Here is a 13,842-nt window from a genome sequence, read left to right on the forward strand (position 1 = left end):
CGTATACGCGGCGCTCTGGCAGACTCTTGCGGGTGAAGCGGCTACTCGTCATCGGGATCGGCGCCGGAGACCCCGACCATCTCACCCTGCAGGCAGTCAAGGCGATCGCCGCCACGGACGTGTTCCTCATCGTCGACAAGGGCGAGGTCAAGCACGAGCTCGTGCAGCTCCGGCTGGACCTGATCGCCGAGCACGGCCGCGGGCCGTACCGGATCGTGGAGGCCCGCGACCCGGAGCGCGACCGCACCGCGCCCGCGTACGCCGCCGCCGTCGACGACTGGCGGGCGCGCCGCGCGCTGGCGTGCGAGGCGCTCATCCGCGACGAGCTGGGCGAGGACGAGACGGGCGCGTTCCTGGTGTGGGGCGATCCGGGCGTGTACGACAGCACGCTGGCCATCGTGGAGCAGATCCTCCAGCGCGGGAACGTCGCCTTCGAGCACGAGGTCATCCCTGGCATCAGCAGCGTGGCCGCGCTCACCGCCCGCCACCGCACCACGCTCACCCAGGTCGGGCGGCCCGTCCACCTCACCACCGGCCGCCGCCTGGCCGAGCGGGGCGCGCCCGCCGACGACGTGGTCGTCATGCTGGACGCCCACTGCTCCTTCGCCGGTCTCGACGACTTCCACATCTTCTGGGGCGCGTACCTGGGGACGCCCGACGAGATCCTGGTGTCCGGGCCGGTGGCCGAGGTGGGCGACCGGATCCGCGAGGTGCGCGCCGAGGCCCGTGCCCGCAAGGGCTGGATCATGGACACGTACCTGCTGCGCCGTCTCCCTCCCGCGGATCGCTGAGGGCGGGCCGGCCGTCCCGGGGAGACGGAGGTCACATCCGGCAGGCCATCACATCTCCCGAGCCATCTCGTCGGTCAAGGTAACAGCCGACACGGCAAGGAGAGATCAGCATGGAAGCCCGTTTCAACTACATCGCCAACCCGTTCACGGGGAAACTCGTGAAGCACTTCATGGCCATGGGCAAGGTCATGAAGGATTCGCCCCTTCCCGCCGCTACCCAGGAGCTGGTGTCGCTCCGCGTCAGCCAGATCAACGGCTGCGCCGTCTGCATCGACATGCACACCAAGGAAGCCGCGCACGCGGGAGAGAGCTCGGTGCGCCTCAACCTGGTCGCGGCCTGGCGGGAGGCGACGGTCTTCACCGAGGCCGAGCGGGCCGCCCTGGAGCTGGCCGAGCAGGGCACCCGCGTCGCCGACGCCGCCGGCGGGGTCAGCGACGAGGTCTGGGCGAACGCCGTCAAGCACTACGACGAGGACCAGCTGGGCGCCCTGGTGGCCCTCATCGCCCTGATGAACATGGTCAACCGCCTGAACATCATCACCCAGCAGCCGGCCGGCGCCTACCAGCCCGGCCAGTTCGCGTAGACCGATGGCGGGTGGGGCGCGGGGGGACGTCGCGCACCCCTGCCCCACCCCGCCGGGATCGTGCGCGGGGCCCGGAAGCCCCGGCGCAGCACGGCCTCACCCCGACCGGCTGCGGATCAGGCGGGATCGGCCGCGGGCCAGCGGCCGTCGGCCTGCGCGCGCTCGACCGCCGCCAGGCCGGCCGGCCGCATCCGGCCCTCACGCCGCAGGCGCTCGACGCGGGCGACATTCGGCCGCGACCACGGGCTGCGCGACCGGCGCGGGCTGAACCGCTGCAGGTACGTCGCCCCGTCGCGGGAACGGGCCAGGCCGTCGATCCAGCCGAAGCACAGCGCCTCCTCCAGGGCCTGCGCGTACGTGAGGCTGGTCGGCTCGGTGGTGCCCTTCTTGGCGATCACGAGCCAGGCCTCGGTCGCGCTGTCGTGGTGGTCGGCCAGCCAGCCGCGCCAGGCGGCGGCGTCGTCGATGAGGATCGTCATGACCACCATCCTCCCTGCCAAAGTGCTCATCAATTGAGCACTTTGTCGACGACCCGGCCGGGGTCGCGGTGCACGACCCGGACGTGGTGGGACGGCCCGCCGCGGGCGCGAGATCAGCGATGCGTTCCCGGCCAGTCGGGGCGGTCTTCGACGGGCACGTGGCGGAAGTGGTCGCGGCGGCGGCCGCCGGCGGCGCGGGGGCGTGGCGGCCCGACCCACAGCACGGCGGCGCTGACGAGCGCGGAGTAGATCAGCAGGACACCCAGCAGGATCTCGGGAAGCACGATGTTCGGCATGAGGACCCCCTCGGCCTCGCCCGGGCATGCGGCCATGAGGACGAAGGTCTTCCCGCACCCTTCAGCCCCGGCCGCGCCGGAGCCGGAAGGGCCATCCCGCCGGGTCTCCCCCAGGCGTGGAGACCGTGATGACGGCCGGGATGTCGAACGGCGAGTACTCCCCTTCGCGTCACTCCACTATCGGCCCGCCCGGCGACCAGGTCAAACATGAAGCGCCCTGGGCCGGTCGGTCACCGCCGCGGGTCGCCCGAGACCCGGGACGGCGGCTGCACCGGCACGAACTCACCCGGCCTCAGCGGGACGTCCCCGGCCCGCCGCCGTGTCACAGGACCCCGTGCACGCCGTGGCCCGTGCGAGCCGGCATCCCGTCAAGCGGCGTCGAGAGCTTCGGTGATCTTGCGGGCCATGTCGGCCAGGGCCGGGCTGGGCTGGCCCTGGTGGGTCCGGGCGGCGGCTTCGACGGCGACGAGGACGGTGCGGCGGAAGTTGTCGGCCTCCGCCGGAGCCCGCCTCTTCAGCAGGCTCATGGCTGCCGTCAGGGCCGGCAGCACCAGGTCGGCGAGTTCGGCCACGGACTTGCCGCGCAGGTTCACACCCTTGGGCCACTCGGCGAGCACGTGCCCGACCAGGCCGGTGGCGGAGGCCAGGGCGATGGAGCCGTGGGTGGCGGCCCGGTGTGGCCTGCCGGCGGCGTCAGCGGCGGACATCAGCGAGACGGCGCCGTACGCGGCGGTGCGCAGGGTGATCCTGTCCTGGTTGCTCAGGGTGAGGGACATGGCGGTTGCTCCTTCAAGGGTTGCGGCGATTCGATGGAACGGGGCGGCCGGTGGGATGCGGTCCTGTTCCGATTACTGAGGCGTGGGCTCGGTGTCAGTCGTCGATGGCCTGGTAGAGCGTGGTCCAGAAGTCGTGGATCAGCCGCGCCGGGTCCGGGACCGACAGTCCGACCTGGGTGAGCAGGATGCCGGTGAGCTGGTTGGCGGGGTCGGCGTAGGTCGAGGTGCCGCTGCCGCCGTCCCAGCCGAACTGGCCGACGGGGGCGTAGTCGCCGCGGTAGGTGCGTACCGCCATGCCCATGCCCCAGCCGCCGTGCTGTCCCTGGCCGAACGACACGTGGACGTTGTCGGTGGCCAGGGCGTTGCGGGCGGCGTTCTGCTCGGGGGTGAGGCGGTTGGTGGTCATCAGCTCGACGGCCGGGCGGGACAGGATCCGCCGCCCCTGGTGCGTGCCGCCGTTGAGCAGCATCCGGAAGTAGGCGTGGTAGTCGTCGGCGGTGGAGTTGAGCCCGCCGCCTCCGCCCTGGAACGCCGGCGGCCTGCTGTGGCGTCCGCCTTCGGCCTCGTCCCAGACGAGGAACTCCCCGGTCTGCGGGTCGGGGGCGTAGAGGGGCGGCAGCCGGTCGATCTGGTCGGCGGGCACGTGGAAGCCGGTGTCCTTCATGCCCAGCGGATCGAAGATGCGCTCCCGCAGGAACTCCTCGAACGACTGGCCGGTGACCCGGGCCACCAGCACGCCTACCAGGTCGTTGCTGATCTGGTACTGCCAGCGCTCGCCGGGCTGGTACATCAGCGGCAGCTCGCCCAGGCGGCGCATCCACTCGTCCGGCCCGGGCATCGGCACCGGCAGATTGGGCGTCAGCCCCCGCTCGAAGATCGCGCCCATGATCGGGGTGCCCAGCGCCGTCATGTCCATGCCGAGCCCGAAGGTGGAGGTCAGCACGTCCCGTACGGTGATCGGCCGCCGCGCCGGCACGGTGTCGTCCAGCGGGCCGTCGATCCGCGTCAGCACCCGGCGGTCGGCCATCTCCGGCAGCCACGGCTCCACCACGTCATCGAGCCGCAGCCGGCACTCGTCCAGCAACACCATCGCCGCCGCCATCGAGACCGGCTTTGACGTGGACGCCATCCGGAAGATCGTGTCCCGGCGCATCGGCGCGCCACCGTCGTGCCGCATCGTGCCGAGCGCCTGGACATGCGTCTCACCGCCCCGGCTGACCAGGGCCACCAGCCCGGGAACCTTCCCGGACTCGACATACCGCGCCAGCACCTCACGCAACCTGCGCAGCCCTGCCACGGAGAAGCCGCTGTTGCCCGATCCCATCATGAATCTCCTTGCCTACAGTGGTGGCTGAACCCCTTCATGTCGTCCACCATCGCCGACCGCCCTGATACCGGGCCGTCACCGTCCTGACGCCACCGCTGACACGACCGCGCATCTCTGAGAGCCTTGCAGCCATGGGAACGGTGGAGGACGAATCGCTTCTCACCGCGTTCCTGAGGTCGGTGAAGGTCGGTGACGTCCTCACGGGGACCGTTGCAGCGGTCGCGCAATCGGAAACGACCGTGGTTCTCGACGCTTTCGCCGGCGATCCAGTCGGCGTCATCGGCCCGCTCGATCTTTCCTGGCGGTTCTCCGGGCGATTCGCCGCTGGAATCATCGAGGTCGGCGGCCGGGTCTCCGCCGAGGTGATCGCCGTTGACCTCCGTAGGCGACAGGTACGGCTCTCGCGGTCCGCGACCGAGAACCCACAGCTATGGGCATATCTGACGGCACTGCGTCCGGGGCAGCGGCTGTCGGGCACCGTTGCGGCTGTCGAACGCTTCGGCGTCTTCGTCGATCTGGATGACGGACCCGATCATCCCGTCTTTCCCGGCGTTGGCTTCATCAGCATGCCCGAGCTGTCCTGGCGCCGCTTCGAGGACCCGTCTGAGGTCGTCTCCGTGGGCGAGCGCATCACCTGCGAGTTCCTCGTCTTCGACACATGCAACGGCGAAGCCCGCCTATCGTTGCGGGCCACCCAGCCCGACCCGTTCAAGCACTTCGAACAGTTCGCGCGCAACGTTCACGTGGGGGATGTCCTGCACGGCTCGGTCAGCAAGGTGGTGCCCTTCGGCGTCTTTGTCCGCGTGGCAGACGGCATCGAAGGCCTGATCCCCCTCAGCGAACTCCCCGCCCCGACCGTCGAGGCATCAGGCGACGAGGTTCAGGTCGGCGACGCGGTCACCGTGATCGTCGTCGAGATCGATCCGCTGCGGCGACGGCTCACCCTGTCTCGCCGTCGCCGGGGCTCACGACCCGGCGGCGCCTGACCACCAGCCGCCCGGACCGGGGTCGGCTCGGCCGGTGTCAAGTGAGCTTGACACTGCGGCGGGCAGCTCCTACCGTGTCAAGTGTACTTGACTTCGCATCGCAGGGAGGCAACGCGTGCAAGCACACAACGCGACCGGGGACTATCGGGAGTCGATCAGGACAACCGTTCGGCTGGCGCTCTGGACACTCGCCTGGGTGGCGAGCGTTGCCTTAGCCAAGTTCGGCCCCGAACGGGCGTGGGGCTCGCAGCAACCGGTGGCGAGCTGGGCCGCAGTCGCCGCCACTCTGGCCGTCGGCATCGGATGGATCGTCGCCTTCACGCGCTTTCTTCGAGAACAAGATGAGTTGCAGCGGAAGATCGTGCAGGATGCGCTGGGGATCACCCTCGGAGTGGGATGGGTCGGCGGATTCGCCTACATCGTCGCGGACGCCGCCGACCTCGTCGCCTACGACGTCAACATCGCGGCCTTCCCCGTGTCCCTGGGAGTCGTCTACCTGCTCGCCATCGCCGTCGGCAAGATCAGATACCGATGAAGAACCGCATCACGGAGCTTCGGGCCGAACGCGCCTGGACGCAGGCGGACCTGGCTCAGCGTGTCAGCGTGTCAAGGCAGACGATCAACGCCATCGAAACAGGGAAGTTCGATCCGAGCCTTCCGGTCGCCTTCCGCCTCGCCAAGGTGTTCAACCTGAAGATCGAAGAGCTCTTTCTCGACGATCAATGAAGCGGCAGCAGCTGAACACCGGCGCGCGGCCGGAGAATCATCCGCGCCGGAATCGACAATGCGTTACGTGGTGCGCTCGGGCCGCCTCCGGGGCGGTCATCCGCTGGGGCGAGGAGAAGGGCGGGCACCGCCGCCGCCGCGCCGATGGAGCCGGTCGTGCACCGGCTGGGTCTGAAGCGCGGGGTGGGCGGAATCGACTGGGTGGAACCGACCGGTTCGCCCGGAGACACAGGCTCCGAGCGAGGCGTCAGGTCAGTTCTCCACCCATCCGTGGGCCCGGCCGTAGTCGACGAACTGCTTCCGCACTTCGATGATCTGGGTGCCGGTCAGCGACGGCACGTGCCGCAGCAGCATCTCGGTCACGTCGGTCAGGAACTCGCGGGACGCGAGGACGTCGCACATCCCGTCGTCGTCCGCCGCGGACACCGCCCGCCGCTCCCAGTCCGGGGCCGGGCCGATGCCGCTGTCCGCCGGGTCGACGATGCGTACCGACAGGACCTTCGGCCCGCGGTCGCCCGCTATCGCCTCGTACCTGACCGTCAGGCCGACCTGCAGCAGGTGGCGATTCTCCCCGAAGTCGTTCGCATGGAAGAAGACGTCCTCCCCACCGCCCACCGGCGCGATGAACCCATAACCCCGGACGTCGTCAAACCTGATGATTTTTCCCGCAGAAACCACGACCACGCCGCCCAATCACCACTCAAGAAACCAACTCACACACAACCGCGCACACCGGGCCCGCCGCGCGCTTTCCACAACGGAATGAGGCTTCGCGGTGCGCGAGGGACGCGCATGGATGATAACCCATGCCGGGGTCCACCACCGCCTCCCATCAGCGCGCGGGCGCCCGTCCGAGCACCGACTTCCGAGCGCCGTGCAACCGCGCGGGGGTCAGCGGGGGTCGTCGCGCAGGATGGCGAACGCCTGGTCGGCCAGGTGCCGGGCCGTCTCAAGCCGGCGCTCCTCCTCGGGGAGCTCATGAAAGGCCAGGACGGTGGCGCGCAGTGCGGCCACGCTGGCGCGGGCCAGCACCGAGGCACGCAGCGTCCGCACCCGCTCGTCATCCAGGTCGCCGATCAGACCGCCCTCGCCGCCCTCGCCCCCCTCGCCGTCCACGGCGGCCAGGCGGTCGCGGAGGGCCTCTGCCAGGCCGTCCTCCAGCTCCAGCAGCACCGGATGCGCGGCCCTGGTCGGGTGGGAGAGCTTGCGGCCCGGCAGGCCGCTGAACAGCAGGGCCAGCCCCGTCGTACGGGTGCCGGCCAGGTCGAGCAGGGCGTTGCGCACCGCCACGTACGGCCTCTCGTCCACCGGCCTGGCCCGCACCAGCCGCGCGAACTCCGGGAACAGGTCGAGGACCTCCCCCAGGACGAGGTCCTCCTTGGACGGGAAGTAGCGGAAGAAGGTCCGCTCGGTCACGCCGACGGCCTCGGCGATGTCACGCACCGTGGTCTCGGCGAATCCGCGCTCCTCGAACATGCGCGTGGCGGCCTCCTGCAAGGCCCGCCGCGTCGCCTCCTTGTGCTGCTCGCGCCGCCCGGCAGTGACCATGTCCCGCATTGTTCCACGTCCGGGCGCTGATCGACCCGGCACGCCAAGAAAAGTGTCATGACTGACACATTCCCTGTTAAAGTGTCAGCCGTGACACTTTTGCGCAGAAACATCTCGCTGGCCGGCGGGACGCTCGTACTGACCACGCTGGCCACGGTGCTGACCGTAACGGGCCCGCAGGCCGCGGCGGCGTCGCGAACCGCGACAAACAGGCAGGTCGCGACGGACGACCGGCCCAATATCGTCATGGTCCTGGCCGACGACCTCGACGAACGCACCACCCCCTACTGGGAGGCCATGCCGAAGACGAGGGCGCTGTTACAGCGGACGGGCCTGACGTTCACGAACTCCTTCGCGACGACGCCGATCTGCTGCGCCGCCCGGGCCGCGATCCTGACCGGCAAGTACGGCCACAACAACCACGTCCTCACCAACTACGGCGAATGGGGCGGCTACGCGGCGTTCGAGGCCGCCGGCAACGAGAGCAGGACGTTCGTCAAGCACCTGCACGACGCCGGCTACCGCACCGGCATGGCCGGCAAATACCTCAACGGCCTGGAGGAGAAGCCCGGGCACATCCCGCCGGGCTGGGACGACTGGAACGGCGGCGTCAGCCAGTCGCTGTACACCGGCTACAACTACACGCTCAACGAGAACGGCACGATGGTGAAGTACGGCGACAAGCCGTCCGACTACCAGGTGGACGTCATCGCCCGGAAGTCCGCCGAGTTCATCAAGGAGTCCTCGGCCACCGGCAAGCCCTTCTTCTGGTACGCCGCCTCCACCGCCCCCCACCTGCCCATGCCGGCCCCGCCCCGGTACGCCGGCAAGCGCTTCGGCCGCACCCCGCACCTGCCCAACTTCCAGGAGAAGGACGTCAGCGACAAGCCCACCTGGCTGCGGCAGACCAGGAAGCCGCGTTCGAAGCTGGTCGCCGCGACGAACGACCGCGAATACCGCAAGCGCATGGGCACCCTGCTCGCGATGGACGACATGATCGCCGGCATCGTCGAGACGCTGAAGGAGACCGGCGAGTACGACAACACCTACCTGATCTTCGCCAGCGACAACGGCTACAACCTGGGGGCGCACCGGCTGGTCCAGAAGATGGCGCCGTACGAGGAGTCCACGCGGGTGCCGCTGGTCGTCTCGGGTCCCGGCGTCAAGCGCGGCCGGACCTCCGCGATGGTCACGTCGATCGACTACGGGCCGACCATACTCGACCTGGCCGGCGTGCCCGTTCCGGCGGACGTGGACGGCGCCTCGCTGGTGCCGCTGCTGGGCGGCCGTACGCCGAGCGGGTGGCGCAAGGACTTCCTGGGGCAGTACGCCGGCTCGGGCGTGACCGACCGGGAGGGCATCTTCCAGGAGTACACCGAAGGCGACAACAAGGAGATCTACCTCGTCGACCTGCCGTCGTGGACCTCCCTGCGCACCAAGCGCCACGTCTACACCCGCTGGTACGACCTGGAACGTTCCGCCGGCAAGCGGGAGTACGAGCTCTACGACCTCGCCAGCGACCCCTACCAGCTCGACAACCTGCTGGCCACGAAGGCCGGGCGGCAGCGGCACGCCGCCCTGGTGGCCCGGCTGGACAAGCGCATGGCGGAGCTGAACTCCTGCAAGGGCGCGGCCTGCCGTACCTCCGGCTGAGCCGCGGTCGTGGCGGGGAGACCCGGTGGGGGAGCCACCCCGCCACGACCGAACCCGTTTCGTTTCGTTCAGATGCGCTCGGGGCGCAGGACGTCCTTCACGGCGGCCAGCGACAGCGTCCTGTAACCGACCGTGTCGAACAGCACGGTGATCCGGTCGGGTTCGCGCCTCATGACCGTGCCCGGCCCCCACGTCTTGTGCGTCACCTTCGCCTGCACGGCGAACGGCCCCGTCCCGGCGTCGGGCTCGGCGTCGGGCTCGGCGTCGGGCTCGGGGGCGGCGCCGCCGTGGCAGGTGTCGCACGAGCCGCACCTGCCCGCGTACGGCTCGCCGAAGTACTCGAGCAGGAACCGGCGGCGGCAGCCCCGGGTCTCGGCGTAGCCGCGCATCATCTCGATCCGGGACTCGTCCACGCGGTGCCGCGTCTCGTCCAGCGCGGCGGCCCGCTCGGCGGCGTGTTCCGGGGTGAGCCCGCGTGCGGTGTAGCGCAGGTCGCCGGCGCCGGTCGCGGTGAGCGCGCCCGCCTGTTCGAGCAGGTTGACGAGCCTGGTGACGTGGGACGTGGTCACCCCCAGCAGCGCGGCCAGCTCGCGGGCGGGCACCGTACCGGCGTGCTCGCGGACCAGCGTGGCCACCCGCAGCAGCGCCTCGCGGTCGGCCCGGCCGCCGGCGAAGAACCGGCGCAGGCCCAGGTCCTCCTGCCGGTAGAACAGCACCGCCGAGGCGGGCGCGCCGTCCCGGCCCGCCCTGCCGATCTCCTGGTAGTAGGCGTCGGGGGACTCGGGCGGCTCGGCGTGCAGCACGTACCGTACGTCGGGCGAGTCGATGCCCATCCCGAACGCCGACGTCGCCACCACGGTGTCCACGTCGCCCGCGGTGAACAGCTCCTGTACGCGGGTGCGCTCGGAGGTTCGCATCCCGCCGTGGTAGGGCTCGGCCCGGCGGCCCAGACCGGCGAGCGCGGCGGCGTACTCCTCGGTCTCCTTGCGGGTGGCGACGTACACCAGGCCGAGGCCCGGCCGCCCGGCGGCGTACGAGATCAGCGCCCGCCTCTTGTCCTCCTCGCGGACGAAGCGTCGCACCTCCAGCGTGATGTTCGGCCGGTCGAACCCCCTGACGATCTCCACCGGGTCGGCGAGGCCGAGCGAGGCGACGATGTCCTCGCGCACGTTCGGCGCCGCGGTCGCCGTCAGGGCCACGACCGGCGGGTGCCCGAGCCGTTCGATGACCTTGCCGAGCCGCCGGTAGTCGGGGCGGAAGTCGTGGCCCCAGGACGAGACGCAGTGCGCCTCGTCGATCGCGATGAGCGAGGGCCGGGCCCGCGCGAGCCGCTCGACGACCTCGGTCTTGGCGAGCTGCTCCGGCGACAGGAACACGAACCCCGCCTCCCCGGCCGTGACCAGCTCCAGCCCGGCCTCGACGGAGGTGGTCGAGTTCACCGCCACGGCGCCGCCGGCATCGGCCTTGAGCAGGCCGGTCACCTGGTCGCGCTGGAGCGCGATGAGCGGCGAGACGACGATCGCCGGGCCGTCGAGGAGCTGGGCGGGCACCTGGTAGACGGCCGACTTCCCGGCGCCCGTGGGCATGACGAGCAGCACGTCACGCCCGGCGAGCAGGTGCTCCATCGCCTCCTGCTGCCCCGGCCGCAGCGCCCGCCAGCCGAACCGCCGCCTGGCCGTCGCCCGCAACCGCCGCCCCCGCCGCCCGAACCGGCGCTTCAGCGCGATCCCCAAGCCCATGTGTCACTCACCTTTCGACGCGGTGGGCGGCCAGTACCCACCCTGACCCGCCCCATGCGCGGCCGGCTCGGCCGGGCTGAGAGACCGGGTCCGGCTTGTTCTCAATCCTCCATGAGGGCCTTGGTGAGCGCGGCGTGGGCGTCGGGGATGGGTTCGCCGTGGCCGACGCAGGCCAGCGGCACGTCGATCTCCGCGAGCCGGCGGAAGGAGCGCAGCATCCCGGCCCGGTCGAGGTTGAACACGCCGGGCATGACCCGGCCGCCGACGTGCGCGACGGTGTCCCCGGTGAAGAGCACGCCCGCGCGCGGCAGGTGGACGGCGATGCTGCCGTCGGTGTGGCCGGGGGTGTGGATCACCCGGGCGCCGCCGCCGAAGTCGATCAGGTCACCGTCCTCCAGCTCGCGATCCACCCGGCAGGCGGGCGCGGGCGGCAGCAGGTGGGCGCCGAGGCTGCGGTGCAGGGCCCGCTCCTCGTCCGTGAAGAGCGGCGGCGGGGCGGGCCGTTCGCCGCGGATGACCGGCGCCTCCAGCCGGTGGGCCAGCACGCTGACGTCCCCCCAGCCGCTGATCTCGGCCGCGCCGCCGCAGTGGTCCTCGTGGAAGTGGGTGAGCACGACGCGCTCGACGTCGCCCGTACGAAAGCCCAGCTCCTCGATCGCGGTCGCGATCTCACCGCCTGACGTGGCGATCCCGGTGTCGACGAGCGTGAGCGCGCCCGCGTCGTTCCACAGGTACGCCTGGCCGAACTCGAGCAGCAGCAGATGCAGCTCAGGACGGATTTCCACGATCTCCATGTCATTACCCCCTCCGGCAGGTGCCAGCCAACACGCGGGAGGCCGGTGACGTCCAACAGCCATCCCGGCCGGATTGACAACCAGCGGTTTTGATTCCAGGCTCGCGACGTGGAGGCAGACATCGAGGGCCTGCGCGCGTTCGTCGTCACAGCGGAGGAACTGCACTTCGGGCGGGCCGGCCAGCGGCTGTTCATCAGCCAGCAGGCGTTGTCGAAGCGGATCCGCCGGCTGGAGCAGGCGCTCGCGGTGCCGCTGTTCGAGCGGACCACGCGCGCCGTGGAGCTGACCGAGGCGGGGCGGCGGTTGCTGCCGCACGCCGTGGAGGCGGTGTCGGCGTTCGACCGGGCGATCCGTACGGTCCGCGCGGTGGACGAGCCGCTGCGGGTGGACGTGTACGACGAGCGGTTCACGCCGCTGCGGATCGTCCGCCGGGTGAGCGAGCTCGATCCCCGGGTACGCGTCGAGCTCAGCATGCGGCAGGGGCTGTCACCGGCGTTGCCGACCCTGCGCCGCCAGGAGATCGACGCGGCGTTCGGCCGGGTCCACGACACGCCGGCGCCCTGGCCCGCCGAGCTGGCGTACCGGCTCGTCCACCTGGAGCCGATCCACGCCTTCGTCCCCGAGGACCACCCCCTGGCGGACCGCAGCGTGCTGCGGCCCGCCGACCTGCGCGAGGCGGGCATCGCGATGCCCGACCCGGCGGGCGCGGCGGAGTGGCGCGGCTACCTCGAACGGCTGGCCGCCCGGTTCGGCATGCCGTTGCGCTTCAACGCCCCTGCCATCGGCCTGGACCATCTCGTGGAGCAGTTCCTGAGGGAGAAGTCGGCGGTGGGGCTGGGCGAGATGAGCATCGACCCGGTGGGCAGCGGCCTGCGCCGCATCCCGATCGCCGACCCGACACCGCTGCTGCCCTGGTCGGTGGTCTGGCACCGGCGCAACCCGCGACCCCTCCTGCGCACGCTGCTGAGACACCTGCCGGCCCCTGCGCTCCCACCGCCGTCCGACGCGCTGGTCTGGGTCCCGGAGACCGACCTGACGCCTTTGATGTGAGGGTCTACGGCCGGCTCAGGGAATGGAGCAGCGGTCGAAACTGTCCGGGTCCGGGTTCGCGTCCGGATCCGGTTCCTCCGGGGCGGCGGCGATCGCGGCCAGGTCGCTGAGGTCCCGAGGTCACCACGTCCTCGACGACCAGGACTCGCCGTCCCTTGACCTCGGCGCCCTCGGCCGGCCGGGCGGTGCCGTAGGAGGACCAGCGGTGCCCCGAGCGCAGGACGAACCGGCCGGTCAGCCTGCAACCGGCGCCGACCCGGCGGGCGAGATCCGCTTCGCTCATCGTGCCGTGGTGTCGCTGGTGATGCGGGTGCCGACGTCCTCGCCCTCGCAGATCGCCCGCATGACACCCCTGGCCGCCACGTCGAAGACGTGCATGAGGAGGCCCTGCTCGTCGGCGAGCACGAAGGCGCTCTGGTCCATGACCCGGACGCCGGCCGCGAGGGCCTCCCGGTAGGTCAAGTTCGTGTAGCGCTTCGCGTGCGGGTTGGCGTTGGGGTCGCTGTCGTACACGCCGTCCACCCCGCGCTTGGCCACCAGGAGGGCGTCGGCCTCGAGCTCCAGGGCCCGTTGGACGGCCGGGTAGTCGGTGGTCACGTACGGCTGGCCGATGCCGCCGGCGAGGAGCACGATCAGGCCGCGGCGCAGGTGCCGGTCGGCGCGGAGCCGGATGAAGGGCTCGGCCACGCTCTCCATGGGCATCGCGGTCATGACCCGTACGTCCGTATCCGAGCGGCCGGTCAGCACGCCGCGGAGCATGAGCGCGTTCATGACCGTGCCGAGCATGCCGATGTTGTCGGCTTCCGCCCTGCCGATGCCCCAGCCCTGCGCCATCCTCCCGCGGAAGTAGTTGCCGCCCCCGATCACCACGGCGATCTCGACGTCGAGCTGGTGCACCGAGAGGATCTCGTTCGCCAGCTGGGTCAGGCTCTCCGGGTCCGTGCCCCACCCGGCCTCGCCCGCCAGCGCCTCGCCGCTGAGCTTGACCACGACACGTGAGTAGCGACGCATGCCCCGTTCCCTTCGCGGCCGCGCGCTCGGCGACCCGGTCAAGAATACTCAGCGAGGCGGGGAGGAGCGGGGTGCCGGATTT

At 71.0% G+C, this 13,842-nt stretch carries 17 protein-coding genes; 7 read left to right on the forward strand and 10 right to left on the reverse strand.

The annotated features are described in order from the left end of the window. Window positions 1-32: 32 nt before the first annotated feature. Complete coding sequence (cobF, locus tag ACBJ59_RS31030; RefSeq protein ID WP_375113748.1) at window positions 33-791, forward strand: precorrin-6A synthase (deacetylating); 759 nt, start codon at window positions 33-35, stop codon at window positions 789-791. A gap of 110 nt (window positions 792-901) precedes the next feature. Then, entirely contained in the window at window positions 902-1,375 is a 474-nt protein-coding gene (locus ACBJ59_RS31035) for a carboxymuconolactone decarboxylase family protein (protein WP_375113749.1), read from the forward strand. Window positions 1,376-1,491: 116 nt separating this feature from the next. Here the strand turns inward: ACBJ59_RS31035 and ACBJ59_RS31040 are convergent, their stop codons facing one another. The 4 genes from ACBJ59_RS31040 to ACBJ59_RS31055 form a co-directional block, all read right to left on the reverse strand. Further along, window positions 1,492-1,854 carry a YdeI family protein gene (locus ACBJ59_RS31040; RefSeq protein WP_375113750.1) on the reverse strand — a complete coding sequence of 121 codons (363 nt, stop codon included), beginning with the start codon at window positions 1,852-1,854 and terminating at the stop codon, window positions 1,492-1,494. Between the two features lie 113 nt (window positions 1,855-1,967). Further along, a complete protein-coding gene (locus tag ACBJ59_RS31045; RefSeq protein WP_375113751.1) occupies window positions 1,968-2,186 on the reverse strand; it encodes a hypothetical protein in 219 nt (72 codons plus the stop codon). A gap of 332 nt (window positions 2,187-2,518) precedes the next feature. After that, a complete protein-coding gene (locus ACBJ59_RS31050) occupies window positions 2,519-2,926 on the reverse strand; it encodes a hypothetical protein (RefSeq protein ID WP_375113752.1) in 408 nt (135 codons plus the stop codon). A gap of 94 nt (window positions 2,927-3,020) precedes the next feature. Beyond that, window positions 3,021-4,250, reverse strand: coding sequence for a serine hydrolase domain-containing protein (locus tag ACBJ59_RS31055; RefSeq protein WP_375113867.1), 1,230 nt, complete (start codon window positions 4,248-4,250; stop codon window positions 3,021-3,023). 134 nt (window positions 4,251-4,384) lie between these two features. On the opposite strand from ACBJ59_RS31055, the gene ACBJ59_RS31060 reads away from it, so the two are divergent. The 3 genes from ACBJ59_RS31060 to ACBJ59_RS31070 all read left to right on the forward strand — a co-directional run bounded on the left by ACBJ59_RS31060 (window position 4,385) and on the right by ACBJ59_RS31070 (window position 5,965). Continuing rightward, entirely contained in the window at window positions 4,385-5,239 is an 855-nt protein-coding gene (locus tag ACBJ59_RS31060) for a S1 RNA-binding domain-containing protein (protein ID WP_375113753.1), read from the forward strand. A 115-nt stretch (window positions 5,240-5,354) separates the two neighbouring features. After that, on the forward strand, window positions 5,355-5,774 hold the full coding sequence (locus ACBJ59_RS31065) for a hypothetical protein (protein WP_375113754.1): 420 nt from the start codon (window positions 5,355-5,357) through the stop codon (window positions 5,772-5,774). Beyond that, window positions 5,771-5,965, forward strand: a complete 195-nt coding sequence (locus tag ACBJ59_RS31070; RefSeq protein ID WP_375113755.1) for a helix-turn-helix transcriptional regulator — start codon at window positions 5,771-5,773, stop codon at window positions 5,963-5,965. Before ACBJ59_RS31065 ends, ACBJ59_RS31070 begins: the two co-directional genes overlap by 4 nt. Before the next feature lie 252 nt (window positions 5,966-6,217). Here the strand turns inward: ACBJ59_RS31070 and ACBJ59_RS31075 are convergent, their stop codons facing one another. Next, window positions 6,218-6,649, reverse strand: coding sequence for a cold shock domain-containing protein (locus tag ACBJ59_RS31075; protein WP_375113756.1), 432 nt, complete (start codon window positions 6,647-6,649; stop codon window positions 6,218-6,220). 207 nt (window positions 6,650-6,856) lie between these two features. Beyond that, the gene (locus tag ACBJ59_RS31080; protein ID WP_375113757.1) at window positions 6,857-7,513 is read right to left on the reverse strand and encodes a TetR family transcriptional regulator; all 657 of its coding nucleotides are present in this window, start codon (window positions 7,511-7,513) and stop codon (window positions 6,857-6,859) included. A gap of 90 nt (window positions 7,514-7,603) precedes the next feature. Between ACBJ59_RS31080 and ACBJ59_RS31085 the strand changes: the two genes are divergently transcribed. Further along, entirely contained in the window at window positions 7,604-9,166 is a 1,563-nt protein-coding gene (locus ACBJ59_RS31085) for a sulfatase (protein ID WP_375113758.1), read from the forward strand. Window positions 9,167-9,234: 68 nt separating this feature from the next. On the opposite strand, the gene ACBJ59_RS31090 is transcribed toward ACBJ59_RS31085, so the two are convergent. Next, window positions 9,235-10,905 carry a RecQ family ATP-dependent DNA helicase gene (locus tag ACBJ59_RS31090; protein WP_375113759.1) on the reverse strand — a complete coding sequence of 557 codons (1,671 nt, stop codon included), beginning with the start codon at window positions 10,903-10,905 and terminating at the stop codon, window positions 9,235-9,237. Window positions 10,906-11,006: 101 nt separating this feature from the next. Then, window positions 11,007-11,699, reverse strand: a complete 693-nt coding sequence (locus tag ACBJ59_RS31095) for an MBL fold metallo-hydrolase (RefSeq protein ID WP_375113760.1) — start codon at window positions 11,697-11,699, stop codon at window positions 11,007-11,009. A gap of 108 nt (window positions 11,700-11,807) precedes the next feature. On the opposite strand from ACBJ59_RS31095, the gene ACBJ59_RS31100 reads away from it, so the two are divergent. Then, window positions 11,808-12,749 carry a LysR family transcriptional regulator gene (locus ACBJ59_RS31100; RefSeq protein WP_375113761.1) on the forward strand — a complete coding sequence of 314 codons (942 nt, stop codon included), beginning with the start codon at window positions 11,808-11,810 and terminating at the stop codon, window positions 12,747-12,749. 4 nt (window positions 12,750-12,753) lie between these two features. On the opposite strand, the gene ACBJ59_RS31105 is transcribed toward ACBJ59_RS31100, so the two are convergent. Together ACBJ59_RS31105 and pyrH are read right to left on the reverse strand one after the other, a co-directional pair. After that, window positions 12,754-13,032, reverse strand: coding sequence for a hypothetical protein (locus ACBJ59_RS31105; protein WP_375113762.1), 279 nt, complete (start codon window positions 13,030-13,032; stop codon window positions 12,754-12,756). Beyond that, a complete protein-coding gene (gene pyrH / locus ACBJ59_RS31110; protein ID WP_375113763.1) occupies window positions 13,029-13,760 on the reverse strand; it encodes a UMP kinase in 732 nt (243 codons plus the stop codon). Before pyrH ends, ACBJ59_RS31105 begins: the two co-directional genes overlap by 4 nt. Between the last annotated feature and the right edge of the window lie 82 nt (window positions 13,761-13,842).

Source organism: Nonomuraea sp. MTCD27, from assembly GCF_041950495.1.
Taxonomy (GTDB): Bacteria; Actinomycetota; Actinomycetes; order Streptosporangiales; family Streptosporangiaceae; genus Nonomuraea.

Bases quoted from the DNA above. Each gene is read 5' to 3' on its own strand.
- ACBJ59_RS31035 (WP_375113749.1), top strand. From the start codon at position 902: ATGGAAGCCCGTTTCAACTACATCGCCAACCCGTTCACGGGGAAACTC.
- ACBJ59_RS31040 (WP_375113750.1), bottom strand. From the start codon at position 1,854: ATGACGATCCTCATCGACGACGCCGCCGCCTGGCGCGGCTGGCTGGCC.
- ACBJ59_RS31045 (WP_375113751.1), bottom strand. From the start codon at position 2,186: ATGGCCGCATGCCCGGGCGAGGCCGAGGGGGTCCTCATGCCGAACATC.
- ACBJ59_RS31050 (WP_375113752.1), bottom strand. From the start codon at position 2,926: ATGTCCCTCACCCTGAGCAACCAGGACAGGATCACCCTGCGCACCGCC.
- ACBJ59_RS31055 (WP_375113867.1), bottom strand. From the start codon at position 4,250: ATGGGATCGGGCAACAGCGGCTTCTCCGTGGCAGGGCTGCGCAGGTTG.
- ACBJ59_RS31060 (WP_375113753.1), top strand. From the start codon at position 4,385: ATGGGAACGGTGGAGGACGAATCGCTTCTCACCGCGTTCCTGAGGTCG.
- ACBJ59_RS31070 (WP_375113755.1), top strand. From the start codon at position 5,771: ATGAAGAACCGCATCACGGAGCTTCGGGCCGAACGCGCCTGGACGCAG.
- ACBJ59_RS31080 (WP_375113757.1), bottom strand. From the start codon at position 7,513: ATGGTCACTGCCGGGCGGCGCGAGCAGCACAAGGAGGCGACGCGGCGG.
- ACBJ59_RS31090 (WP_375113759.1), bottom strand. From the start codon at position 10,905: ATGGGCTTGGGGATCGCGCTGAAGCGCCGGTTCGGGCGGCGGGGGCGG.
- ACBJ59_RS31095 (WP_375113760.1), bottom strand. From the start codon at position 11,699: ATGGAGATCGTGGAAATCCGTCCTGAGCTGCATCTGCTGCTGCTCGAG.
- ACBJ59_RS31105 (WP_375113762.1), bottom strand. From the start codon at position 13,032: ATGAGCGAAGCGGATCTCGCCCGCCGGGTCGGCGCCGGTTGCAGGCTG.
- pyrH (WP_375113763.1), bottom strand. From the start codon at position 13,760: ATGCGTCGCTACTCACGTGTCGTGGTCAAGCTCAGCGGCGAGGCGCTG.